Raw genomic sequence first — 23,713 nt, 5'->3', positions numbered from 1 at the left:
CCTCATTTATGAGTTCCAAAAATGGAATGATGATAATTGACTGATTAAAAAGAAGTTAATCAAAACGATCAAAAATGCTGCTATATTCAATAATGCCAAGGACTTTCCATAAAGTTCCCTGCGCAGGCGCAAATATAGAAATACACTGTAAATAATTAAAAGAACAAAAGAACCTACAATTTTCGGGTCGTACCAATGAAAGCTTGATAGTTTAATCAGAGCCCATTGCAAGCCAAGAATCAAGCTTAATAACAGCATCGGTACTCCGATCAGATTTAATACGTAAGACATCTTTTCCAGCCTTGATAAATCGCTGAGCCGCCACAGCCGCTGTCCCCATTTTTTTTCTTTCAACAGCTTATATTGAATCATGTACAAAAGTGAAAATACGAAGGAGAGCGAAAACGCCCCATATGAAAAAATCGCCATTGTAATATGTATAAGCAGCAATTCAGATACCAGCCGCTCCGCCATTGCATCCGAATGCATCTGAACAGGGGCAAATGTATGAATTGCCATGATGATAAAGCCTAATATATTCGTAAAGAATACTGTAAAATCCACTTTCAGCAGCCTGTTTATCCCAAGCGAAAGTGTAATCAGGACCCACGCGTAAAAATAAAGCCCTTCAAATATGGTGAGTACAGGGAAGCGGCCTGTCCGAATCATGTAAAGAAATAAAAAAATTGTTTGAAGAACCCAAACAATTGCAAGAATCCAGAAGGCAAAACGATTCGCCTTCTGGTTTTGATGTAGATAATCTATAAAATATAGCAATATACTGATCGCATATAAAACGACCATTACTTCATGCAGCCTTGTCATAACTTGATCAAACATGAATGATACCTCACTTATGATTGGAAAGAAGGCTGTGGCTTTATGGCATATGAAGCTTTACGATTTTCAGCCGGCTGGAAAGTCTGCTTTTCCACTTGCTCTTGTATATTGAATATCTTCATGAATAGTTCAAGCTTTTCAGCTGAATCCTGCAGTCCTGCAAGTTCTTTTGCTTGTAAAATTGGATCCTTAAGCATCTGATTGATGATGCTTTTTGTATGCTTGTTCAATACTTTTCGCTCGCGATCGGTCAAGTCAGGCATCTTGCGCTCGATGCTTTCCATCGTTTCCGCCTGTATGGCTAATGCCTTATCACGGAGAGCGGAAATGACAGGAACTACACCAAGCATGCGGAGCCATTCATTGAAGGTGACAATTTCCCCTTCGATGAGAAGCATGATGGCATCGGCAGCTTTTTGGCGTTCTGCCAAATTGGCTTCGACAATTCCTTCAAGATCATCAATATCGTAGAGGAATGTACCTTCCAGTTCTGAAATGGCAGGATCAAGGTCGCGAGGGACCGCAATATCCACAAGGAATAAAGGTCTGCCTTTCCGCATGCTTTCAACGCTGTCCATCATTTCTTTCGTGACAACATAGTCTTTAGCACCGGTAGAACTGATAAGGATATCTGCATCGATAAGTGCACACTGCAGTTCTTGCAGCGTCTTTGCCTGCCCATCGAAACGATCTGCCAACGACTGAGCTTTCTCGAAGGTGCGGTTGATCACTGTAACTTTCGTAGCACCGCTTCCCTGAAGATTTTGGATAGCAAGTTCCCCCATCTTGCCAGCCCCCAAGATCAGCACATGCTTATCAGTCAACGAACCAAATATTTTTTTGGCCAGTTCCACTGCTGCATAGCTCACAGAAACCGCATTCGAACCGATCTCAGTCTCTGAATGTGCTTTTTTGGCCAATGTCACGGCTTGTTTGAATAAGTGATTGAAGACCGTACCGGTAGTCCCCACTTCTTGGGCCAACAAGAAGCTGCTGCGAACTTGGCCCAGGATTTGAGTTTCGCCAAGCACCATTGAATTCAATCCACATGTCAATTTAAATAAATGCTCAATTGCCCCATCTTGTTCGTAAATAAATAAATGGGAGGTAAACTCCTCTTTTTCGATCTGAAACCAATCAGATAGAAATTCTTTTATATAATATCTCCCAGTATGAAGCTGATCGACGACAGCATAGACTTCCGTCCGGTTGCATGTGGAAATGATCACATTCTCCAAAATGCTTTTTTTATCCTTCAGCCTCTTCATTGCTGAACCTAGATCCGCTTCATTGAAAGACAAACGTTCACGAATTTCAACAGGGGCAGTTTTATAATTTAATCCAACCACAATGATGTGCATAATGAAATGACACCCCCAACTAAAATCTCTACTAAAATTATAACACGTCCATTTTTCCTATCTCGCAAAAAATGTGAACAGAAGATGAAACCTTGTGTTAATATTTATACCAAAAGTGCAGAAGATGATGTATCCAAGTAAGCACTTTCAATCTCTACTATGTGCAAAAAATTCGACAATTGTGTCCTTTTGTACAGTAACAAAAAACGAACGAAATTTCAAGTTTATGACATAAGGAAGTGGTAATCGATGAAGAATCAAAAGGTATTTCCGGGAATAATTTTAATCGGCTTCGGTGTTTACTTCTATCTGCAGCAGTCAAACATGGAAGTTTTCAAGGAATTTTATACATGGCCAACGTTATTGATGATAGTTGGTCTTGCCTTCTTAGGCCAAGGGTATTGGGCGAAGGAATATGAGGCGATCCTGCCCGGCGTCATTTTAGTTGGGTTCGGACTTCATTTTCATGTCGTCAATAAATTAGCAATCTGGCCGGACCATATCGGGACTTTCATCCTGATCATCGCCCTAGGATTCTTGCTTCGCTATCAAAAAACAGGTAATGGCTTATTCCAAGGCATTTTGTTTTTATTATTGGCCGTTCTTCTATTGTTCTATGACAAGGTCATTTCATGGTTCGGTTTACTGGAGAACAAAGTGAATATCGCTTGGCAGCTTTGGCCAATCCTTTTGATTATTATTGGCATTTATATGATATTTATTAAAAAGAAGTAGAGGTTTTTCAGCAATTAATTTGTAATTAAAGCAATTGAGAGGAGTGGATTTCCGCTCCAGGATGCTCGCTTCAATCAGCTTATCGATTTACTGAAGTAAAACCCCATTTGTATATAACGAATTTTTCCAGTGTATGCTGAAACATATTTTCTCTTATTACTATTATCTGAACAGGATATAAATAAAGGCTGTTTTCTCAAAGATTGTTGTTTTTTATAGTTATTTTAATAAAAATTCATCATAGGATGTTGATTGGAGCGTAAGGTGCGAAACTCCGGAGGGATCAGCGGGCCATTTGGAAAAGCTGCAGGGCTTTGCATAGGGGCTTATGACCTCGAGCCCCTAAGCCCTGGAGCTAGACAGGCGAGACCCCGCAAAGCGAGGAGATGTAGGGCGGATGTTCGATTAAGTTCGGCACATCCATGTGCCAACATCGAACGACCTCACTTGGTGTGAGGCCCCTCGGAAAGCGAGCAGCCTGCAGCGGAAATCAACATTGTCCAAACCTTGATAAATAGCAACAAACTTTACGAAAAAGAGCCTAAATAAAAGAGGAAGCGGATCATCGCTTCCTCTTTTGTTTGTTATAGGATCGAATCCAGGAATTCCTTTGTGCGGATTTCTTTTGGGCTTTCGAATATGTCTTTTGGATGGCCGACTTCGACGATTTTGCCATCGTGCATATAGACGACCCAGTCCGCGACTTCTTTGGCAAAACCCATCTCATGTGTCACGACGATCATTGTCATCCCTTCTTTGGCAAGCTCTTTCATCGTCGACAGCACTTCTCCGACGAGCTCAGGATCCAAAGCGGAGGTTGGTTCATCAAATAGCATGATATCCGGCTTCATGGCCAAAGCCCTTGCAATTGCAACACGCTGCTTCTGGCCACCAGAAAGCTTGGATGGATATACGTTTTCCTTATCGGCCAGACCTACTTTTTTCAAGAGGACTTTCGCATCTTCAATAGCTTGTTTTTTAGGTACTTTTTTAACATGTATGGGGGCTTCAATAATATTTTCAATCACACTCTTGTGCGGAAACAAATAAAAATGCTGAAACACCATGCCTACCTTTTCTCTTACTTTATTGATATTGTGTGTTTCCTGTTCAACCTTCTCTCCTTCAAAAATGATATTTCCGTTGTCTTTCACTTCAAGGAAATTCAAACAGCGCAGCAATGTACTCTTTCCCGATCCACTTGCGCCGATCAAACAGACAACATCACTTTCTTTTACCGATATATCGATATCCTTCAGGACATGAAGGTCCCCGAAAGATTTATTCAATTTTTCCACTTTGATCATTTCTTGTCCACTCAATTTCATTCCTCCGTTTCTATGCATATACCCAGCAATGTTTTTGCATCAATCCCCAACAGACATTTTCTTTTCAATGAAGCTTACAACCATGGAGAATACAAATACAAGCACTAGATAGTAAACTGCAACAATCAATAAATAAGTCATATAATCAAAGTTGTTGGATCCTAATGTGGTGGCGACACTGAAGAGCTCATACATGCCTATGAAAGATGCTAAGGAAGAGTCCTTCAGCGCGATGATAAACTGATTGCCCAACGGCGGCAGCGCGCGTCTGAAAGCCTGTGGAAGAACTATCCTTCTCATAGTCAGCCCGAGTGACATCCCCAAGGATCTGCCAGCTTCCATTTGTCCTTTATCAATCGATTGAATTGCTCCGCGGAAGATTTCGGCAATATAGGCCCCGTTATGGAAGGCAAGTCCCATGACTACTGACCAAAAACCTGAAATGTTGAGAGAGGTTAAACCAAAGTAGAATACGAAGATTTGAACGATCAGAGGAGTCCCTCGTACGACGAATATATACAAATCGGCTATGATTTCCAATATCCTTATTCGGGATATTTTTAAAAATGCGAAAAATAACCCAATAAATATAGCAATAAGTACAGATATGACAGTAAGTTCAAAAGTAAGTTTCATCCCTTTTAAAAATATGTCATATGTATCGGCAAACGTACTAAAAAAATTCACTCAATTCCCTCCAATGGCTTTTTGATTAAAAAAGGACGAATGTACCTCATGCACACCCGCCCTTGTTCAATGTGTTATTATTCCGGCTTGGTCGTGATGTCATCCTTGAAGTATTTTTCGCTGATTTTTTTCAATGTGCCATCTTTTCGAAGCTTTTCCAACGCTTTGTTTATCTTTTCCTTCAACTTATCATTATCTTTCGCAACCGCGATGGCCTGTTCACTTCGTTCGATCAGCTGCTGTCCTTTAAGATCCAGTCCAGAGCCGATGGCTTCTTTCCCTGTAAGATAATCAGTGATGACCGCATCATGCTTACCTTTGCTCAATGCTTCCAATGCGACGACATCACTGTCATATTGCTTGATATTTTTCGTGTATTTTTTCGCAATATCTGCATAAGTAGATCCTTTGGATACAGCGACTTCTTTGCCTTTTAGATCATCGACTGTTTTAATATCGCTGTCAGGACGGGTGAAGATTTGTGGACCTGAATAGTAGTATGGAGTGGTGAAATCGACTTTTTTCTGGCGATCCGGGGTGATTGTGTGGCTTGCCACCGCGGCGTCAAAACGGCCTGATTTTACACCTTCGACGATCCCGGCAAACTTGAATTTTTTCTGTACGGGTTCAAGCCCGAGTTCCTTTGCAACTGCCTCTGCCACATCGACGTCAAACCCTGACATGGTACCATCGTCATTTGTCACGCTAAAAGGTTTGTATTCTCCCGATGTCGCATAGATAAATTTGCCTTTTTCTACTAATTTGACGCCATCGCTAGTGGTGGTTTTCCCTCCACATGCCGATATCAGCATCACAGTGAAGATGATGAGTAAACTGCTAATCGCTTTTTTCACTTTTCAAAATTCCCCCTTGGCTCTCTTTTTATAAAGACTTATACAAGCGTACCATTAAATAAGAATTTTCTCAAAATTCATATAAATGGTTTATTTTGTATATACCCTTAAAATTTGGGCTGTAAACACTTTACCTCCCATTTGCTTGTAAATGCCTGCAGATATTGCAAAATCCTCTTAATTACATTCACTTACAAATAAAAAGACTGCAGGCTAATCCGATATTTTTCGGGTTCACCTACAGTCTGGGATGTATTTTTTAGTTATACTTTTTTTCCTAACGCCCAACAACAAAGCCTTTATGACTTACATGAATCTTTTGATGGCATTCCAGGCTTCATCTTTCCCCAAACCCGTTTCTGATGAGAAAAGAACGATTTGATCTTCCTTCTCAAGGTCCAGGGTCTCCTTTGTCACCTTCAAATGCTTTTGCCATTTGCCTTTCGGGATTTTATCCGCCTTTGTCGCGATGATGATGCATGGAAGGTCATGATGTTTCAAGAAATCATACATCATGATATCGTCGTTTGTCGGCGGGTGGCGCAAATCGACGATCATGACGACGGCCTGAAGCTCTTCCCGGCTTGTAATATACGTTTCAATCATCCTGCCCCAGGCTTCCCTTTCTTTTTTGGAAACCTTCGCAAAACCGTATCCGGGTACATCGACAAAAAATAACGTTTCTTCGATTTTGTAAAAGTTAAGCGTTTGGGTCTTTCCTGGTTTCGAGGAAATCCTGGCCATGCTTTTTCTCCCGATCATTTTATTGATGAAGGATGATTTACCTACATTGGATCGTCCAGCCAACGCAAATTCAGGCAATCGATCTTCCGGGTATTGCTCTGGCCTGACGGCGCTGATGACTAATTCTACATCGTTTACTTTCATTCTGTATCACCTGCTAATGCTATTTTCAAAACTTCATCGATATGGGATACAAGAACAAAGCTTAACTCTTCACGAATGGAGTCAGGAATGTCATCTATATCCTTTTCATTATCCTTTGGAAGGATGATTGTCTTCAAGCCCGCTCTATGCGCACTCAACGTTTTTTCCTTGACGCCGCCGATCGGGAGGACACGGCCGCGGAGGGTCACTTCCCCGGTCATCCCCACTTCCTTGCGGATCGGGTTATCTGTCAAGGCTGAAATCAGTGCGGTTGTGATTGTAATTCCTGCGGATGGACCGTCCTTCGGGACAGCTCCTTCGGGTACATGAATATGAATGTCCACCTTTTCATGGAAGTTCTCATCCAAATGCAGTTCTTTTGCCTTTGAACGAACAAGGCTGAAGGCTGTTTGAGCAGACTCCTTCATCACATCGCCAAGCTTGCCTGTCAATACAAGCTTGCCTTTCCCCGGGGATAAGGACACTTCGATCTGAAGCGTATCGCCCCCAACTGTCGTATAAGCAAGTCCAGTGGCTACCCCAATTTGATTTTCCTGCTCGGCCTGGCCATATCGGAATATCGGCTTGCCAAGAAACTCTACAAGCTTCTTCCCAGATATGACGACTCGTTTTTTCTCGCCTGAAACCAATATTTTAGCAGTCTTTCTGCAGAGAGCTGCCAACTGGCGCTCCAAACCGCGGACCCCAGCTTCCCTCGTATAATGACGTACGATGCTTTGAATGGCATCTTCCCTCACTTGAAGCTGCCCTTTCGTCAGTCCATGCTCCTTCAACTGTTTTGGAAGAAGATGATCTTTGGCAATATGAATCTTTTCCTGTTCGGTATAGCCGGCAATCGTGATGATCTCCATCCTATCCCTTAATGGCGCAGGAATGGTTCCTAAATTATTGGCTGTAGCTACGAACATCACTTTTGATAAATCAAATGGCTCTTCAATATAGTGGTCGCTGAAATTATGGTTTTGTTCAGGATCCAGCACTTCCAGCATTGCAGAGGATGGATCACCACGGAAATCATTTGACATTTTATCGATTTCATCCAATAAAAATACTGGATTGTTTGTTCCGGCTTTTTTCATGCCTTGTATGATGCGGCCAGGCATAGCCCCTACGTACGTACGGCGGTGTCCCCTGATTTCGGATTCGTCGCGCACCCCTCCTAGGGATACTCTGACAAACTTACGGTCGAGTGATTCGGCGATGGATCTTGCAAGGCTCGTCTTCCCTACACCAGGAGGTCCTGCGAGGCAGAGAATCGGTCCTTTCAAGGAGTTCGTCAATTGTTGTACGGCTAAATATTCAAGCACTCGTTCCTTTACTTTTTCCAACCCGTAATGGTCTCTTTCAAGGATGCTTTCAGCTTTATGGATATTTAAATCATCCTTTGTTTCCTTTGACCAAGGCAGGGAAATCAGCCAATCGATATAATTTCGGATGACAGCACTTTCTGCAGAACTGGACGGTACTTTTTCATAGCGGTCAAGTTCTTTTATCGCGGTATTTTTGGCCGATTCCGGCATACCCGCTCCCTCTATTTTCTCGGTAAGCTCAGAAATTTCGCCTGTTTTTCCTTCTTTATCGCCAAGCTCTTTCTGGATGGCCTTCATTTGCTCACGCAAATAATATTCTTTTTGTGTGCGCTCCATAGATCTTTTTACACGCTGGCCAATCTTTTTTTCCAAATTCAATACTTCTTTTTCATTTAATATGATTTCAATTACGCGGTCCAAACGTTCTTTGACATCGATGATTTCCAAGATTTCCTGCTTATCTTTCAGCTTCATAGGAAGATGGGAAGCGACAATATCTGCAAGTCTTCCAGGCTCTTCGATATCCGAAACTGTGGAATATGTTTCAGAAGATATTTTTTTCGAAAGCTTTATGTATTGCTCAAAATATTCGAGCATCGTTCTCATTAAAGCCTGTTTTTCAACGTTTGCAGATTCATCATCCTCATAGATGCTAAGCTCGACTGCGTAATAGTCTTCTTCATCATAAAATTGAACAATTTCCGCTCGATTAAGTCCTTCCACTAGAACCCGAATCGTACCATTTGGAAGCTTCAACATTTGCTTTACCTTTGTTAAAGTCCCCATTTTGTATAAATCGTCTTCCTCTGGATTATCTATAGATACCTCTTTTTGGGTCGTTAAAAAAATCAAATGATCATCCATCATTGCTTGTTCAAGGGCCTGAACAGATCGTTCACGACCTACGTCTAAATGAAGGACCATCGTAGGGTAAACAAGCAATCCTCTTAATGGAAGGAGGGGAACGATGTTTTCATTTTTTTTCGCCATTTCAGCGCACCTCCGTAACTGCATAATTCCTTTTCACTAGTTAATATACTTTGTACAATTCTAACTCATTTACCAATGGGTGTCCATCATGGAGTATGCACAGACCCTATGGCTATATAGAAAAAACCTGGCTTTCCCCCACAGCATATCAAGTTATTCCTCCTGATATATACAGGGAAGCGCCAGGTCTTTTACACACTCTTTTTATCTTGGCTGTTTGGCTGCTTAAACAAATCTATGCTTTCTCTTGCGTCCTTGAGCGCATGCTTGAAGACTTCTTCAAGCTGCGAAACCGGTATGATTTCGATTCCATCGATTTCTCCAAGCATCGATTGCATATTTTCACTCGGGACAATCACTTTTTTAGCGCCGGCCAATTTCGCTGCCTTTGCTTTGGCAAATACTCCTCCGATCGGCTTAACATGACCATGGATGCTAATTTCACCGGTCATCGCCACCGTGTGATCAACCGGAATTTTGTATATCGCCGAATAGATGCCAGTCGCCATTGCAATGCCGGCCGATGGTCCGTCTACGGGTATTCCTCCAGGGAAGTTGACATGTATATCATATTGATCTGCGGGAACCGCCATTGATCTAAGCACTGTGATCACATTTTCAATCGACCCCTTAGCCATGCTTTTTCTTCTGATCGACTTACTGCGGTCCCCGATGCTTTCTTCTTCGACTATTCCTGTAATATTAATCGAGCCCTTATCCTTTGCGGGAATGACAGTCACTTCAATTTCCAGCAATGATCCGCTGTTCGGACCTGTAACAGCAAGTCCGTTTACTAAACCGATTGTGGCATTCTTGCCGATTTTCCGGTCCAACCGAGGATTCATCTGGCTCGAATGCACCATCCATTCAATATCTTCATCACGGATGAATTCCCTGTCTTCCGTAATCGCAATCCCTGCTGCGATCTGGACCATGTTCACGGCTTCACGCCCGTTTCTCGCATAACTGGAAAGTGTATTCAACCCTTCATCGCTAATATGAAGGCTGACTTTTTCGGCTGCTTTTTTCGCGACGACCTTCACTTCATCCTGTTCCAACTCTCTGAAGAATACCTCCATGCATCTCGAACGTATGGCAGGCGGAATTTCATTCGGTGTCCTCGTAGTGGCTCCGATCAAACGGAAATCTGCAGGAAGCCCATTTTTGAAAATATCATGAATGTGAGTGGGAATCTGCGTATTTTCTTCGCTATAATATGCACTTTCGAGGAAAACCTTGCGATCCTCGAGTACTTTCAGCAATTTATTCATTTGAATCGGGTGCAGCTCGCCGATTTCATCGATAAATAACACTCCGCCGTGTGCATTGGTAACCGCTCCTTGTTTTGGCTGTGGAATTCCTGCCTGGCCCATGGCTCCTGCCCCTTGATAAATAGGATCATGCACGGATCCAATCAAGGGATCTGCAATGCCCCGTTCATCAAATCTTGCTGTTGTCGCATCAAGCTCAACAAATACAGATTTTGGACGGAATGGGGATTTCGTTTGTTTTTTTGCTTCTTCCAGCACCAATCTGGCCGCTGCCGTTTTTCCCACTCCAGGAGGTCCATAGATGATGACATGCTGGGGATTGGGTCCACATAGCGCCGCTTTCAGTGCTTTAATCCCATCTTTTTGCCCGACAATATCATCAAACCTGGCAGGGCGTACTTTTTCTGCCAAAGGCTCCGTTAATGAGATGGAACGCATTTTCCGAAGCTGGTCCATTTCCTTTCTCGATTCACGGTCGATTGATACCTTTTGCGACCTTTGACTCTTTAATAAATTCCAAAAATATAGCCCGATGATCACTCCAAAAAACAACTGTATCAATAATGCTATTCCTGTCCAACCCATGCATTTCCCTCCAAGTCGTCACTTTCTGTTGATACGTGTTAGTATCTCCGTGCGAATGAGGGAATAAACCAAATTTCCCATTAAAAAAGCCCGGAAAAGATATCCTTTTCCAGGCTTTTAAAGTATGTTTTTCAGGTTAAATCTGCAAAGGTCGTGTTCACCCAGCAAGCACCCCGAGATTTAATATCAAGCAGAGGTTTTCGTTTCCTCACTTGCAGATACAATCGTTCCATCTTCCAGAAGAAGCTTCGGTGCCTTGTTGTCGAGGACCGTGTCCTTTGTAATGATGCATTTTTTGATATCATCCCGTGACGGCAGATCAAACATTACGTCAAGCATGATGGTTTCAATGATTGACCTCAAACCACGGGCTCCGGTTTTACGTTCGATTGCCTTTTTGGCGATCTCTACTAATGCGCCTTCTTCGAAATCAAGCTCTACTTCATCCAATTCAAGCATTTTTTGATATTGTTTGACCAGCGCATTTTTTGGTTTTGTTAAGATTTCAATCAAAGCAGCTTCATCCAATGGAGTCAAGCTGGCAATGACAGGAAGACGTCCGATGAACTCTGGAATCAAACCAAACTTCAATAAGTCTTCAGGTACAACCTTCGCAAGAAGTGCTTTTTCATCCACTTCTTCTTTTTTCGTTTCGGATCCGAAACCGATGACTTTTTGGCCAAGGCGGCGCTTAATGATTTGTTCCACGCCATCGAATGCCCCACCACAAATAAAGAGGATATTGGTCGTGTCGATTTGAATGAATTCCTGATGCGGGTGTTTTCTTCCACCTTGTGGAGGAACACTTGCAACAGTTCCTTCTAGGATCTTCAGCAAGGCTTGCTGAACACCTTCACCGGAAACGTCACGCGTAATCGATGGGTTTTCTGACTTGCGGGCAACTTTATCAATTTCATCGATGTAGATAATCCCTTTTTCAGCTTTTTCCACATCATAATCAGCAGCTTGGATAAGCTTCAACAAGATATTTTCTACATCTTCACCAACATATCCAGCTTCGGTCAAAGAAGTTGCGTCGGCAATTGCAAAAGGCACATTTAAGATCCTTGCAAGTGTTTGGGCTAATAGCGTCTTCCCGCTTCCAGTCGGCCCAATCAGACAAATGTTGCTCTTTGCCAATTCAACATCATCCACTTTACTATTTGAATTGATGCGTTTGTAATGGTTATAAACGGCTACGGCAAGGGACTTTTTCGCCTGATCCTGTCCAATGACGTATTCGTCCAATATTTCACGGATTTCTTTTGGCTTCGGTACGTCCTTAAATTCTACTTCTTCTTCCGTTCCCAGTTCCTCTTCTACGATTTCTGTGCACAATTCGATACACTCATCGCATATATAAACACCAGGTCCAGCCACGAGCTTCCTGACTTGATCCTGTGTTTTGCCACAGAAGGAACACTTCAATTGTCCTTTTTCATCGTTAAATTTAAACAATGAGTTCACCCCTTATATAAACTACTATGTTTTTTGTGCGGATCTGTGATGCTTCCTTATTAGCTTAATTCTCAGTCATTAAGCCCAGAAAAAATGTTATGTATTGCATTTTAACACATTTCTTGCAAAGACAAGTAATGTTAACTCTCAGATGCATTATGTAAAAAAACTTACTCTACAGCCATTACCCTAAAACTCGTTTTGTATTCCAATTATGTATTATTTTTTTGTATAAAACAAGGCACGATTAATTCGCGCCTTGTTAAATATTCTTAATTATAATATATTATGCTACAGTTTTGCTATTTTCTACAAGGAATTCTACAGCTTTGCGAATTTGAAGATCTGTTTTCAAACCTTCAAGATTTCCAAGAGCTTGTTTAATGTTGTCTGCTGACATGTTATACATTTCAGCCATTTTGTTGATTTCCTCTTCTACTTCCTCGTCTGCCACTTCGAAGTTTTCAGCTTTGGCAATCGCTTCTAAAGTCAAGTTAGTGCGAACGCGCTTCTCAGCATCTTCTTTCATTTGCGTGCGCAGTGCTTCTTCATCCTGACCTGAGAATTGGAAATACATTTCAAGGTTCATGCCTTGCATTTGAAGGCGTTGTCCGAATTCCTGCATCATTCTATCAACTTCTGCGTCAATCATGACTTGCGGGATTTCCACTTCGCTGTTTTCAGTTGCTTTCTCTACTAGTGTATCGCGAAGAGCTTGTTCTGATTCACTTTTCTTGCTTTCAACCAAACGGTTTTTGATTTTTTCTTTAAGTTCAGCCAAAGTCTCAACTTCTTCATCGACATCTTTAGCAAACTCGTCATCAAGCTCTGGAAGCTCTTTGCCTTTGATTTCATGAACTTTCACTTTGAATGTAGCCGGTTTGCCAGCTAATTCAGCCGCATGGTACTCTTCAGGGAAAGAAACCTCGACTTCTTTCTCTTCTCCAGCAGCAGCTCCAACTAATTGATCTTCAAAGCCAGGAATGAAAGTGCCTGAACCTAATTCGATTGAATAGTTTTCTGCTTTTCCGCCTTCAAATGCTTCACCGTCGACAAATCCTTCAAAATCGATGACAACAGTATCACCATTCTCAGCTTTTGCTTCTTCTTTTACAACTAATTCAGCTTGGCGCTCTTGAAGAGTTTTCAATTCATTGTCAACATCTTCATCAGTTACTTCTGTATCCATTTTTTCTACTTCAAGACCTTTGTAGTCGCCTAATTTAACTTCCGGCTTAACTGTAACTGTCGCCTTGAAGATAAGCTCTTTGCCTTTTTCCATTTGTTCAACGTCGATTTCTGGACGGTCAACAGGCTCGATTCCTGTTTCCTCGACTGCTTTCGCATATGCTTCAGGTAAAATGAAGTCCAATGCGTCTTGGTATAATGATTCTACACCGAAACGTTGTTCGAACATACCGCGCGGCATTTTCCCTTTACGGAACCCAGGTACATTTACTTGTTTTACGACTTTTTTGAACGCTGAATCCAAGCCTTCTTTAACTGTGTCCGCATCAACTTCAACAGTTAATACACCTTGGTTGCCTTCTAATTTTTCCCATTTTACAGACATACTTTTCCCTCCAACAATCTATATTTCATAGTTTTTTTAAGTAAGATCATTTCTTTTTGGTCTGATGCTGCCAAACATTATCAAACCTTAGTAAAAAAATGAAAAAAAGGAATATGTTCATAAATACATATTACAACCATTACATTATAACATACGATTTCTTTGTTTCAACATCGGCGCTACATAATGGGAGAAGAAATTTCTTCTAGGTTCCTTATAACGGCCAATGGTTTGTGTATGCCCTCTTCGTCTGCCCCATATTGCTCTGCTATGACTTCAGCAGGTCGATCCTCACCGTAATATTCCAGCATCAATAAGTGGTATGCAGCGGCTGCAAGCTTTGGCGATGCTTCTGGCAGATCAAACGGGTATAAAAGAAATTCATGCCTTTTCACCAATTCCATGCATTGGTCAAACAAAGTCGGATTGCTCTGTCCGATCTCCCTTTCCAATTCTTCCTTTATTTCGATAAAAAAATCGTTTGCAAACACCTCATCCAGCTGTGAAGGAATCACTTCGTCTGTATAGTCGAATTTTGAGATTTCTACAGGGTGCCCGATTGCATGTTCCTTCAGAACATTAAGAGCCATCGTTTGCAGGAAAGGATGCTGTTTATTATCTTTTAAGAAGGATTTCAGCTCCTTCAAGTAGGGATGAATATTCTTTTGGGCCAGCTGCGCAAGGAGAAGCGCCTGTTCCTGTACATTACGGCCCTCCAATAAAACCTGATTGCTGAGGTTTAATTCCTCATTGTCATCGTCATTTTCTTCCACCTGCGGGCTGGAAGCGTATAATGCCCTCTCACTGAATTGGAGGAGCTTTTCAAAATGCTCCAGTTTCTCTGAAGGCACTTCCCTTTCCTCCAGGAGCGCCCTGATGGTCGATTCAATTTCCTGATGCTCATTCAATTGAAGAAGGATCATAAGATACAGGTCCACCACTTCAAAATAATCGCCGATTCCTTTATGTAATAACTCCTGGCAAATATTTTTGGCTTCCTTATAGCTGCGCGACTCATACAAGGCGATGGCAAGTGCCATTTCAATATCGCCATCGCCCCTTCCCTCACTCAGTTGCAGGGCCTTCTGAAGAAATTCAACCGCCTCATGGAAACGGTGCTGATTGAGATGCTCGAGCCCTATATCCAGATACCGCTCTTTTAGATTCGGGAATAGAATAATATTTTCTTGGTTCTTTTTTTCTTTTGACATGCAAAGTCCGTCCTTTTTTCAGTAAATTCTTCATGGAATCTACATTACCAGATGAATATGTTCATTATTCACTTATCTATTTCATTTTGCAAATTTCGTATTTTTAATAATGGCTCTTTACTCAAAGATTGTTGCCTCAGCTACTAAATAGGATTGTCATTGCAATTTTTCACCTTTAAAATGGCGCAATTAGTGAGAAAAGACTCTTTTGGAAATACAAAAAAAGTCCACTTGCCAGTGAACTTGGTTTGTAAAAATTATTACGTCCCAGGAGAGATTCGAACTCCCGACCGACGCCTTAGAAGGGCGTTGCTCTATCCAGCTGAGCTACTGGGACTTAGTTGCTGTTTTTTAAGACATTTTTTATTATATTCATCAAACGTCTAAATGTCAATAGGTTTTTAAGGAGAAATTTTCATTCCTCCTTAAAACCTGAACAATATCTATATTATATCGTAAATTCCATTCTCAAATCGACCATTTCCTCATGGGTGTCTTCAAAAATTTTCACGGTTATGCGGTTGTTTTCTTTTTCTACAATAGCATACGTCGCTTCATTTCTTCCTCTTGGAAGAAGGGTGCTTCCAGGATTTAAAAAAAGGATGTTCTCTATCATCTCAGCGCCTACTAAATGTGAATGACCGAAAAACACAAAATCCGCTTCCTGTTCTTTCGCATGGTAGAACAATTTATTTAAAGACATTTTGATTCCGAAAAGGTGGCCGTGGGTGACAAAGATTTTTTCATTGTCGATGACTTCCAGCGATTCCTCCGGAAAGCCTGGCCCATAATCACAGTTCCCTTTCACGACCTTGAATCCTGTAATTGCGGGATCATCAGGGGAAAGCTCTGAATCACCGCAGTGAAACATGCCATCCACCTTTTGAGCGTACCGTCTTTTTAAATCCTCCAGAATACCAGAAGAGCCGTGGCTGTCACTTACCACTAATAATTTCATTTTTATTCCCCTTTAACTATGATGGTATCGATCCTATCCTTCAATTGCTGCAAAGCTTTTGCTCGATGGCTGATTTTATTTTTTTCTGACGAAGAAAGCTCTGCCATCGATTTGCCTTGTTCCTTTACAAAAAAGATTGGATCATAGCCAAATCCATTTGTCCCTTGGCGCTCAAAAAGAATATGCCCGTCGCATGTACCTTCGACTGTAATCGTTTCTTCTCCTGGTACTGCAACAGCAAGTGCACAATGGAATCGAGCCGTTCTATCCTCGCCGGGTATATCCTTCAACTCCATAAGGACTTTATCCATATTGGCTTCATCATTCTTTTCTTCGCCTGCATACCTGGCCGAATAAACCCCTGGCCTTCCTTCCAACGCGTCAATGGCAAGGCCTGAGTCATCCGCAATTACAATTGTATTCATTTCCCCTGAGATCGTTTCAGCTTTAAGAATTGCATTCTCTTTGAAGGTTGTCCCTGTTTCTTCCACATCCGGAGCATTCGGGATATCCAATAATGTTTTCACTTCAATTCCATAAGGGGAGAACATGCTCACAAATTCTTTCGCTTTCCCTTTATTTTTTGTAGCGATAATCACTTGCTTTCCCATATCATTCACCTTTTCTTGACTCAATTTTAAGAGCGATATCCCCTAGTACCTGCTTCTGCATTTCAATCAATTCATTAATTCCTTTTTGGGCGGCATCGATCATTGATTGAAGCTGGCTATGGGAGAAAGTGGATTCTTCACCGGTTCCCTGCAGTTCTACAAACTCCCCGCTTCCAGTCATAACGACGTTCATATCCACCAGGGCGCTGCTATCTTCTGCATAGTTCAAATCCAATACGACGCCATTTTCCTCCATTACACCAACGCTCGTAGCTGCCAAGAAATCATTTATCGGAAATGAAGGCAGCTTTTTCGCTTCTTGAAGTTTATTCATTGCAATCGCCATGGCTACGAATGCTCCTGTGATAGAAGCTGTCCGTGTACCGCCATCTGCCTGGATGACATCACAATCGATCCACACTGTTCTTTCACCAATTTTATTCAAATCCACAATCGCACGAAGCGCGCGTCCGATCAGGCGCTGAATTTCCATTGTTCTTCCGGAAACCTTCCCTTTTGAGGATTCACGAATGTTCCTTGTTTCTGTGGCACGGGGAAGCATGGAATATTCCGCTGTGATCCACCCTTTTCCTTCTCCTCGCATGAATGGAGGAACTCGATCCTCGACGCTGGCAGTACAAATGACCTTTGTTTCTCCCACTGAAATCAAAACTGACCCCTCCGGGTGTTTCAAATAATTCGTATCAATATGTATGGGTCTTAGCTGCAGCGGATTTTCCCTGCCGTCTGGCCTCATCTATAACTCCTCCTTGAATGTATTTCAGTTTATGTTCTTCACAATAAAGAAGAGGTGGCAGTCTGCCATCCTCTTTCATAGTTCAGTATATAGTATAACAAAAAATTTTTTTTAAAAACTACCTGTGTTCACTTTTTCAGGTCTTGTGACAGGTTCTGTCAATGATTCCCCTTGATCATCAACAAGTTTGGTGCTTCCATTCACTTCAATTGCAACACTCTTGATCTCAGGCTGTTCCGTCAAGGACAGGACAAGCGAATTCATTAAGTATTGGGAAATCTTCTTTTCTTTAAAGCTCCCTAGTACAGATTCATTAAAGTTCAGAGTGACTTTGCCAGCATCAAATTCAGGTGCATCGACCAATTTGACATCCGGAAGAAAATCAGTGACGAGGTTGCTGTTATAGCCCGGTCCATCAACCAGTTCTTTTACGACAGCTGCCACATCATCCCGTTCACTGTTATCCACCCTTTTCGTGACCGGAACATAATTATAGCCCTTTCCATTTTGTGATAAGTAATAAACCGTTATCGGATGTGTGTTAGTGATATCAGCCACACCGGAAGTATCCATGTTGATGCCATCCGCCCGGCTGAGTCCATCCGCACTGATCGGAGTTCCCTTAACAGGCATTTCCTTTAATGGCGTTCCATTGACCCGCAGTTCCACTTTTTTCACTGTATCAAACTGGGTCATTGTCCAGGTGATCGCTTGAAGGATTTTTTGTTCATCTGCTGCCTGATATTTAGTGAACTCCTTCGAAAAATCAACTACTGCTTTGCCGTCATCCTTAATATCAACACCCAGGACTTCGGTATCAGCCGGCAATACCGCTCTAAATCCATTTGGCAGCATTTCCGTCACCGGCCCCCCATCGACCAAATATTCCAGTGCTTCCTTCGCAATTGATTGGGTATTCGGCAGTGCAAAGGTTTGGGCAACGACATAGCCATCTTTATTGATTAAATATAGCTCGGTTTGTATCGCCTTTTCGGTTGCTTTGTTGGAATTTTTATCTGCGGAAGCGTCAACAGATTTACCTTCCTTCAAATACGAAACATCTTGCGGCGGATCGAGTTTTTCTTTATTGTTCCCTCCGAATAATCCACATCCGGATAAATACATGGATGAAGCCAGGACTGTAATCGCAATGGTTGCTTTCGCACGTTTAGACATGCAGTACCCCTCCTCAGGACAGTTTGTACTACATATATACGAGCCTTGATAAAAAAATAGACCGCTTGGACAAAAAAAACTCTTTTCGTATTCTCAATAGTTGCAAGCCTTCCTGGCATAAGGCTGAAAAAAAACCATTTCGTCCTAAGAGCGTTCATTCACTCTTAAAACGAATGGTTTCTACTTCGATCATTTCTTTATTCAGCCAATCCATAGCGATCCTCGAGAAGATTTGCCGTGAACCGCTTGTGAAAAATCTATGCATCGGCTCTTCTTTCAAATCAGACATCATCCCATAATAATAAAGGATTGTACTCACTTCCCGTGCGGTCTCCTCACCTGAGCTGATTACCTGGACGGTCTTGCCCATGATGTTTTCAATCACAGGCTGAAGCAATGGATAATGCGTACATCCCAATATTAAGGTATCTATCCCCCAATTCCTTATTGGCTGCAGCGTTTCGGCTACAATCTTCTTTGCAAACGAACTCATATATTCTCCACTTTCAACAAGAGGGACAAACTTTGGACAAGCCAATCCTTGTACAGATACACGTTGATTTATGGAGGTCAATGCCTTTTCATATGCTTTGCTTTTAATTGTGCCGATCGTTCCTAATACCCCAACGTGGTGATTCTTCGTCAATTTCAGCGCTGCCCGAGCCCCTGGATAAATGACCCCGATCACGGGAATTTGGAGCTCCGACCTTATCTCGTCAAGGACAACGGCGGTTGCGGTGTTGCAAGCAATGATCAGCATTTTAATTTCATGCTTCAGTAAAAAACGGGTCATTTGCCATGTATACTCTTTCACTTCTTCAACTGGCCTCGGTCCATATGGGCATCTTGCCGTATCCCCGAAATAATATATGGTTTCATTCGGCAGCTGCCTCATCACTTCTTTCGCTACCGTCAAGCCTCCAACTCCTGAATCAATAATGCCAATCGGTTGTCTCAAGCATCTCGCCTCATTTTTCTTTCATTTCTTGGTGTAATTTCATCAAATTGTCTTTCAGGTTGAATACTTCATCAGCTGAAAAGTTTTGGAGCAATTCCTGTAAATAAATCTGACGCTTTTGGATTACCTCATCAATGATCCGTTCCCCTTCTTTTAGCAGATGGATCCTTACCACCCGGCGGTCATTAGGGTCCTTCACTCTCATCACAAGATCATTTTTCTCCATACGGTCAACCAAATCGGTTGTAGTGCTGCATGCTAAGAACATTTTGTTTGATAGATCGCCAATTGTCATATCTCCATCCTCAAAAAGCCATTGCAGCGCAACGAACTGAGGGGGTGTGATCGTATAATTGCTGAGGATTTCCCGTCCTTTTTGTTTTATGATTGCGGATATGTATCTTAAATCTTTTTCTATATCGGCAACGACGTCAAGTTTTTCCTTATCGACGCTTTTGTTTATCATTTCATGCAACTCCCTAGTACTAGTGTCATTCTACGATTATTGTCCCTTTTTTTCTATGAAATTTCAAGAAAGAATAATTCAAATGAGTTTTTATTAATGGCTGCTTTCTTAAAGTTGGTTGCAATTATCCATAAAAAAAATAAAGTTGATTACTCGAAAATATGCTTACTCCAATTAATGACCTTATGAATAATTCTCACTGATAAAAGAAAAAGACTCTTTTCTCAAAGATTGTTGTTTAGAACAGTTTTTCCTGAAAATTATTGTTGATTTGAACGCAAGGTGTGAGACTCTTGAGGGATCAGCGCGCAGGTTGGAAAAGCTGCAGGGCTTTGACTAGGGGCTTATGACCGATCCCCTAAGCTCTGGCCTGGATCTAGACAGGTGAGACCCCACGAAGCGAGGAGGCTCACAGCACGCCACTTGGAAAGCGAGCAACCTGCAGCGGAAATCAACCTTACACAACCTTTGTCCAATAGCAATAAACTTTACGAAAAGAGCGAAGAAAAAAACAATCTTCTCGAAAACAGCCCAGTCATTGTATTTACACTTAAAAATGGGAAACCGGCCACCTTAAAAATAAGGAAGCCGGCATCACTTATAGCTTTAACTCTCCCATTCGAAGAAGTTCAACTACAGCTTGAGAACGCCCCTTAACTCCAAGCTTTTGCATGGCGTTGGAAATGTGGTTTCGAACTGTCTTTTCGCTAATAAACAATTCGCCTGCGATCTCCTTGGTTGTTTTATCCTGTACTAACAGTTCGAATACTTCTTTTTCTCTCTTTGTGAGCAACGGTTTGTGAGTGAAATCATTGTCCTTCAACTATTGTAACCCTCCTTGCCTTCGCCAGCTTCTAACCGCGGGGATGGGTATTTTGGTCGTCACGTTATCATATGTGATTTAAATAATTGAAGTGACATTAGAATGGCTGATAATGTAAAAAAAGGCTATTCTTTTTTAAAAAGAATAGCAATTGCTCCGTTTTCCTGCATTGGCCATCCTTTCTTTCATGTCCTCCGTCCATGGGGCGCCTTTTCCAGTCTTCTTTGACATTTGCACGATGGTTCCTCTCCCAACAAAGCAAATGCAGCCATCCTCGTTTGTCCCCATATAATGAAGATCCATGGAAGAATTTCCGATCGATTCTGGCTTCACATGAACTTGGATCGTTTGACCGAAGAATACCTGCTGGATAAAATCGCATTGCAGATCAGCGACAACAGGGATCTCGCCACTATCAGGATGAACCCAATCCTGCATGAATCCAAGAAATTTAAAAAACTCGATTCTTGCTTCTTCAAAATAAGTGAATGGTACAGTATTGTTTAAATGGCCGAACATATCGGTCTCAGAAAATCTGACCTTAATGGAATGCGAAAATGAAAACGCCTCTTTCCACGACTCCGGTTCATCTATATAATTTACACGGTTTAACACTAGAAACCCCTCCTTGATGCTTTTAAGCAATGATCTCATCTAAAAATGAATGAATGTTCATTCTTTTTTTTACTATTATAAAACTTTTCTGATTCTTTGAAAAGAATAAACGGTGATCTTTTTTGTCCCCCTGTTTAAACCTGGATTACTGATAAGGTTGGATGAGAGTGAGAGTTTATTCCACAAAATAACCTTTTTATCAATTAACTTTTTTAATGCTTTTTAACAGAGATTGTTGTTTTTTTACCGTTGTTTTTGCAGAATTTGCTATTTATTGTTGATTAGAGCGGAAGGTGCGAGACTCCGGAGGGATTGGCGGGTCAGATGAGACCCAGCAGGCGAAAGCCGAGGAGAGGTAAGGAGGATGTTCGATTAAGGTCGGCACATCGTGTGAGGCCCCTCGGAAAGCGAGCATCCTGCAGCGGAAATCAACCATACTCAATCTTGATAAATAGTACGAAGGTTTTTAAATAGCCTTTCTCTCTTATTCCTTTTTTGGCAATTGAACAATCCTTCCGCCCTCTGGAGAAGTGACGGTCTTCATTTTCTGGATATACGAAGACACCGCCTCATAATCGACCATTGGCAATTCTTTCGACTGGCTCTCTGCTTCCTTGAAAACGGTGTATCCATCACCGCCATCTGCCATGAATTTATTCATGACCACGGAATACTTTCGGTTGGGATTAATGGGATTGTAGGAATCATCGGATTTCACCTTCACATTAGTTACTCTTTTCCCGATGGGCTTAGTCGGGTCAAATTCAAAGTGAATGCCTGACACTTGCAAAAAACGCCCTGATGGTTCTTCCAATGCAGAAACACCATGTTCAAGGGCAGAAATGATTTCGTATCCTGTAAGCGGTAAAACAATCAATGAATCTCCGAATGGGAGGACATTAAGGAGATTTCCTACAGAAATCGGCCCCTTTTCCAAAGACGCTCTGATGCCCCCACTGTTTTGAAAGGCAATATCCACATGATCAGTTTTACGGGCTTCATTGAGCAGGGCATCAGCAATCAAGTCTCCCAAATTTGTTTCTCTTATACGGATATCCGGCCGATCGCCGTTCAATCGCTCAGCGGATGTCCCGATTATTTTAGTTTCCAGCGCTTGCACAGACTTGCTGTATTCTCTTACTTTTTGTTGGGCAAATTGATCTGGCTCATATATATCGTTTCCATTTTTGTCTTTCGCATGGACATCGATCAATTTTCCATTCCATTTATCCAATTTTCCGTTAGGGTCGAACACCACATTTAACTCGCCTAAATATTTTGCATATTCGTTCGCTTGTACGATGATTGTCGGAGTCGTTCCATTCATTATGACTACTGGCTGATCCAGCTTTGTATGGGAGTGCCCGCCGATGATGACATCGATACCAGCTACCTCTTTGGCCAATTTTTTGTCCTCATTGAAGCCAAGATGGGATAAGACTACTATCTTATTGATCCCGTTTTTCCTGAGCTGCTGGATCATTTTCTCCATTTTTTCCTTTGCGTTTTGGAAAATGATCGTTTTGCCGGGGCTGGAGAGAAAAGGCGTTTCTTCAGTAGTAACTCCAATGATGCCAATTCGATGTCCATCTATTTGTTTGATGATCGCTGGATAGATCATGCCATCCTTTGCGGGGTTTCCAATTTTATTTATATAGAGACCGGACAGGTCGGGATCGTGGGAAAAATCAATATTTGCGCTGACAAACGGAAATTTCGCTCTGCTGACGAACTGGGATAGGACTGCTGAGGTCCGATCAAATTCATGATTGCCGAAAGTCATCGCGTCATAGCCGATTCTGTTCATTAACGCTAAATCCGCCTGACCTAAAAATTGGTTGAAGAATAATGTTCCTGAAAACACGTCTCCTGCATCGAACAGCAATGTATGTTTACTTTCCTGGCGAACTTGTTTTATGGCGCTATGCAAAAAAGGGATGTTCTCCAAATGGGAGTGAGTGTCATTTGTGTATAGCAGGGTAAGATCCAGTTGATTAGTCGCTTCTTTGGACTGCGCAACTTCCCATTCCACCGTGCTCAACATACTAAATGAAAGCGTGGCGATAACACCTATCAGCATTTTCCTGAAGTTCATCATACGTGCCTCCTTTGGAAGTTTTTCGTTTAGTATGCCAAGAAAGGAGCTGAAAAATTTGTGGAAAGTTCTCTTCGAAAGATCTGTAGCTCTTCAAAAAAGGATGGATACGGTTGATTGCCAAGGAAGGTTGTTCGCGTTC

General features: G+C 41.9%; 21 protein-coding genes and 1 tRNA gene. 1 reads left to right on the top strand and 21 read right to left on the bottom strand.

The window, feature by feature from the left end:
- Positions 1 to 6: 6 nt before the first annotated feature.
- The gene (locus D9X91_RS01185; RefSeq protein WP_121678721.1) at positions 7 to 840 is read right to left on the bottom strand and encodes a cytochrome C assembly family protein; all 834 of its coding nucleotides are present in this window, start codon (positions 838 to 840) and stop codon (positions 7 to 9) included.
- A gap of 14 nt (positions 841 to 854) precedes the next feature.
- Positions 855 to 2,201 (bottom strand): glutamyl-tRNA reductase, encoded by a 1,347-nt coding sequence (gene hemA, locus D9X91_RS01180; RefSeq protein WP_121678720.1) that lies wholly within the window; start codon positions 2,199 to 2,201, stop codon positions 855 to 857.
- 249 nt (positions 2,202 to 2,450) lie between these two features.
- Between hemA and D9X91_RS01175 the strand changes: the two genes are divergently transcribed.
- Positions 2,451 to 2,936, top strand: coding sequence for a LiaI-LiaF-like domain-containing protein (locus D9X91_RS01175; protein WP_121678719.1), 486 nt, complete (start codon positions 2,451 to 2,453; stop codon positions 2,934 to 2,936).
- A 584-nt stretch (positions 2,937 to 3,520) separates the two neighbouring features.
- On the opposite strand, the gene D9X91_RS01170 is transcribed toward D9X91_RS01175, so the two are convergent.
- The 19 genes from D9X91_RS01170 to D9X91_RS01080 form a co-directional block, all read right to left on the bottom strand.
- The gene (locus D9X91_RS01170) at positions 3,521 to 4,258 is read right to left on the bottom strand and encodes an amino acid ABC transporter ATP-binding protein (RefSeq protein ID WP_121678718.1); all 738 of its coding nucleotides are present in this window, start codon (positions 4,256 to 4,258) and stop codon (positions 3,521 to 3,523) included.
- A 45-nt stretch (positions 4,259 to 4,303) separates the two neighbouring features.
- Positions 4,304 to 4,951, bottom strand: coding sequence for an amino acid ABC transporter permease (locus D9X91_RS01165; RefSeq protein ID WP_121678717.1), 648 nt, complete (start codon positions 4,949 to 4,951; stop codon positions 4,304 to 4,306).
- Between the two features lie 77 nt (positions 4,952 to 5,028).
- Positions 5,029 to 5,805 carry a transporter substrate-binding domain-containing protein gene (locus D9X91_RS01160; protein ID WP_407644166.1) on the bottom strand — a complete coding sequence of 259 codons (777 nt, stop codon included), beginning with the start codon at positions 5,803 to 5,805 and terminating at the stop codon, positions 5,029 to 5,031.
- A gap of 306 nt (positions 5,806 to 6,111) precedes the next feature.
- Complete coding sequence (yihA, locus tag D9X91_RS01155) at positions 6,112 to 6,693, bottom strand: ribosome biogenesis GTP-binding protein YihA/YsxC (protein WP_121678716.1); 582 nt, start codon at positions 6,691 to 6,693, stop codon at positions 6,112 to 6,114.
- On the bottom strand, positions 6,690 to 9,014 hold the full coding sequence (lon, locus tag D9X91_RS01150) for an endopeptidase La (RefSeq protein ID WP_121678715.1): 2,325 nt from the start codon (positions 9,012 to 9,014) through the stop codon (positions 6,690 to 6,692). Before lon ends, yihA begins: the two co-directional genes overlap by 4 nt.
- 191 nt (positions 9,015 to 9,205) lie before the next feature.
- Positions 9,206 to 10,870 (bottom strand): ATP-dependent protease LonB, encoded by a 1,665-nt coding sequence (gene lonB, locus D9X91_RS01145; RefSeq protein WP_121678714.1) that lies wholly within the window; start codon positions 10,868 to 10,870, stop codon positions 9,206 to 9,208.
- A 186-nt stretch (positions 10,871 to 11,056) separates the two neighbouring features.
- Positions 11,057 to 12,328: an ATP-dependent protease ATP-binding subunit ClpX gene (clpX, locus tag D9X91_RS01140; protein ID WP_121678713.1), complete on the bottom strand. Its 1,272-nt coding sequence runs from the start codon at positions 12,326 to 12,328 to the stop codon at positions 11,057 to 11,059.
- 286 nt (positions 12,329 to 12,614) lie between these two features.
- Positions 12,615 to 13,901 (bottom strand): trigger factor, encoded by a 1,287-nt coding sequence (gene tig / locus D9X91_RS01135; RefSeq protein WP_121678712.1) that lies wholly within the window; start codon positions 13,899 to 13,901, stop codon positions 12,615 to 12,617.
- Positions 13,902 to 14,080: 179 nt separating this feature from the next.
- The gene (locus D9X91_RS01130; protein WP_121678711.1) at positions 14,081 to 15,112 is read right to left on the bottom strand and encodes a tetratricopeptide repeat protein; all 1,032 of its coding nucleotides are present in this window, start codon (positions 15,110 to 15,112) and stop codon (positions 14,081 to 14,083) included.
- Between the two features lie 263 nt (positions 15,113 to 15,375).
- Positions 15,376 to 15,449 (bottom strand) — tRNA-Arg (locus D9X91_RS01125).
- 111 nt (positions 15,450 to 15,560) lie between these two features.
- A complete protein-coding gene (locus tag D9X91_RS01120; protein ID WP_121678710.1) occupies positions 15,561 to 16,070 on the bottom strand; it encodes a metallophosphoesterase in 510 nt (169 codons plus the stop codon).
- 2 nt (positions 16,071 to 16,072) lie between these two features.
- Complete coding sequence (locus D9X91_RS01115) at positions 16,073 to 16,681, bottom strand: XTP/dITP diphosphatase (protein ID WP_121678709.1); 609 nt, start codon at positions 16,679 to 16,681, stop codon at positions 16,073 to 16,075.
- 1 nt (position 16,682) lies between these two features.
- Positions 16,683 to 17,438, bottom strand: coding sequence for a ribonuclease PH (rph, locus tag D9X91_RS01110; protein WP_121678708.1), 756 nt, complete (start codon positions 17,436 to 17,438; stop codon positions 16,683 to 16,685).
- Between the two features lie 111 nt (positions 17,439 to 17,549).
- The gene (locus D9X91_RS01105) at positions 17,550 to 18,614 is read right to left on the bottom strand and encodes a GerMN domain-containing protein (RefSeq protein ID WP_121678707.1); all 1,065 of its coding nucleotides are present in this window, start codon (positions 18,612 to 18,614) and stop codon (positions 17,550 to 17,552) included.
- A gap of 154 nt (positions 18,615 to 18,768) precedes the next feature.
- Positions 18,769 to 19,572 carry a glutamate racemase gene (gene racE, locus D9X91_RS01100; RefSeq protein ID WP_121678706.1) on the bottom strand — a complete coding sequence of 268 codons (804 nt, stop codon included), beginning with the start codon at positions 19,570 to 19,572 and terminating at the stop codon, positions 18,769 to 18,771.
- A 10-nt stretch (positions 19,573 to 19,582) separates the two neighbouring features.
- Complete coding sequence (locus D9X91_RS01095) at positions 19,583 to 20,038, bottom strand: MarR family winged helix-turn-helix transcriptional regulator (protein ID WP_121678705.1); 456 nt, start codon at positions 20,036 to 20,038, stop codon at positions 19,583 to 19,585.
- Between the two features lie 598 nt (positions 20,039 to 20,636).
- The gene (locus D9X91_RS01090; RefSeq protein WP_018664930.1) at positions 20,637 to 20,861 is read right to left on the bottom strand and encodes a helix-turn-helix domain-containing protein; all 225 of its coding nucleotides are present in this window, start codon (positions 20,859 to 20,861) and stop codon (positions 20,637 to 20,639) included.
- 135 nt (positions 20,862 to 20,996) lie between these two features.
- Positions 20,997 to 21,476 carry an acyl-CoA thioesterase gene (locus D9X91_RS01085; RefSeq protein ID WP_233569476.1) on the bottom strand — a complete coding sequence of 160 codons (480 nt, stop codon included), beginning with the start codon at positions 21,474 to 21,476 and terminating at the stop codon, positions 20,997 to 20,999.
- A 484-nt stretch (positions 21,477 to 21,960) separates the two neighbouring features.
- Positions 21,961 to 23,571, bottom strand: coding sequence for a bifunctional metallophosphatase/5'-nucleotidase (locus tag D9X91_RS01080; protein ID WP_158598203.1), 1,611 nt, complete (start codon positions 23,569 to 23,571; stop codon positions 21,961 to 21,963).
- Between the last annotated feature and the right edge of the window lie 142 nt (positions 23,572 to 23,713).

The sequence above is a fragment of the Falsibacillus albus genome (assembly GCF_003668575.1).
Classification (GTDB): domain Bacteria; phylum Bacillota; class Bacilli; order Bacillales; family DSM-25281; genus Falsibacillus; species Falsibacillus albus.
This window is presented reverse-complemented; position numbering and strand designations above follow the sequence as displayed.

What these genes read in the sequence shown, in the direction of transcription:
- D9X91_RS01185 (WP_121678721.1), bottom strand. Translation starts at nt 840, where the DNA reads ATGTTTGATCAAGTTATGACAAGGCTGCATGAAGTAATGGTCGTTTTA.
- hemA (WP_121678720.1), bottom strand. Translation starts at nt 2,201, where the DNA reads ATGCACATCATTGTGGTTGGATTAAATTATAAAACTGCCCCTGTTGAA.
- D9X91_RS01175 (WP_121678719.1), top strand. Translation starts at nt 2,451, where the DNA reads ATGAAGAATCAAAAGGTATTTCCGGGAATAATTTTAATCGGCTTCGGT.
- yihA (WP_121678716.1), bottom strand. Translation starts at nt 6,693, where the DNA reads ATGAAAGTAAACGATGTAGAATTAGTCATCAGCGCCGTCAGGCCAGAG.
- lon (WP_121678715.1), bottom strand. Translation starts at nt 9,014, where the DNA reads ATGGCGAAAAAAAATGAAAACATCGTTCCCCTCCTTCCATTAAGAGGA.
- lonB (WP_121678714.1), bottom strand. Translation starts at nt 10,870, where the DNA reads ATGGGTTGGACAGGAATAGCATTATTGATACAGTTGTTTTTTGGAGTG.
- tig (WP_121678712.1), bottom strand. Translation starts at nt 13,901, where the DNA reads ATGTCTGTAAAATGGGAAAAATTAGAAGGCAACCAAGGTGTATTAACT.
- D9X91_RS01130 (WP_121678711.1), bottom strand. Translation starts at nt 15,112, where the DNA reads ATGTCAAAAGAAAAAAAGAACCAAGAAAATATTATTCTATTCCCGAAT.
- D9X91_RS01120 (WP_121678710.1), bottom strand. Translation starts at nt 16,070, where the DNA reads ATGAAATTATTAGTGGTAAGTGACAGCCACGGCTCTTCTGGTATTCTG.
- D9X91_RS01115 (WP_121678709.1), bottom strand. Translation starts at nt 16,681, where the DNA reads ATGGGAAAGCAAGTGATTATCGCTACAAAAAATAAAGGGAAAGCGAAA.
- rph (WP_121678708.1), bottom strand. Translation starts at nt 17,438, where the DNA reads ATGAGGCCAGACGGCAGGGAAAATCCGCTGCAGCTAAGACCCATACAT.
- D9X91_RS01105 (WP_121678707.1), bottom strand. Translation starts at nt 18,614, where the DNA reads ATGTCTAAACGTGCGAAAGCAACCATTGCGATTACAGTCCTGGCTTCA.
- D9X91_RS01095 (WP_121678705.1), bottom strand. Translation starts at nt 20,038, where the DNA reads ATGATAAACAAAAGCGTCGATAAGGAAAAACTTGACGTCGTTGCCGAT.
- D9X91_RS01080 (WP_158598203.1), bottom strand. Translation starts at nt 23,571, where the DNA reads ATGAACTTCAGGAAAATGCTGATAGGTGTTATCGCCACGCTTTCATTT.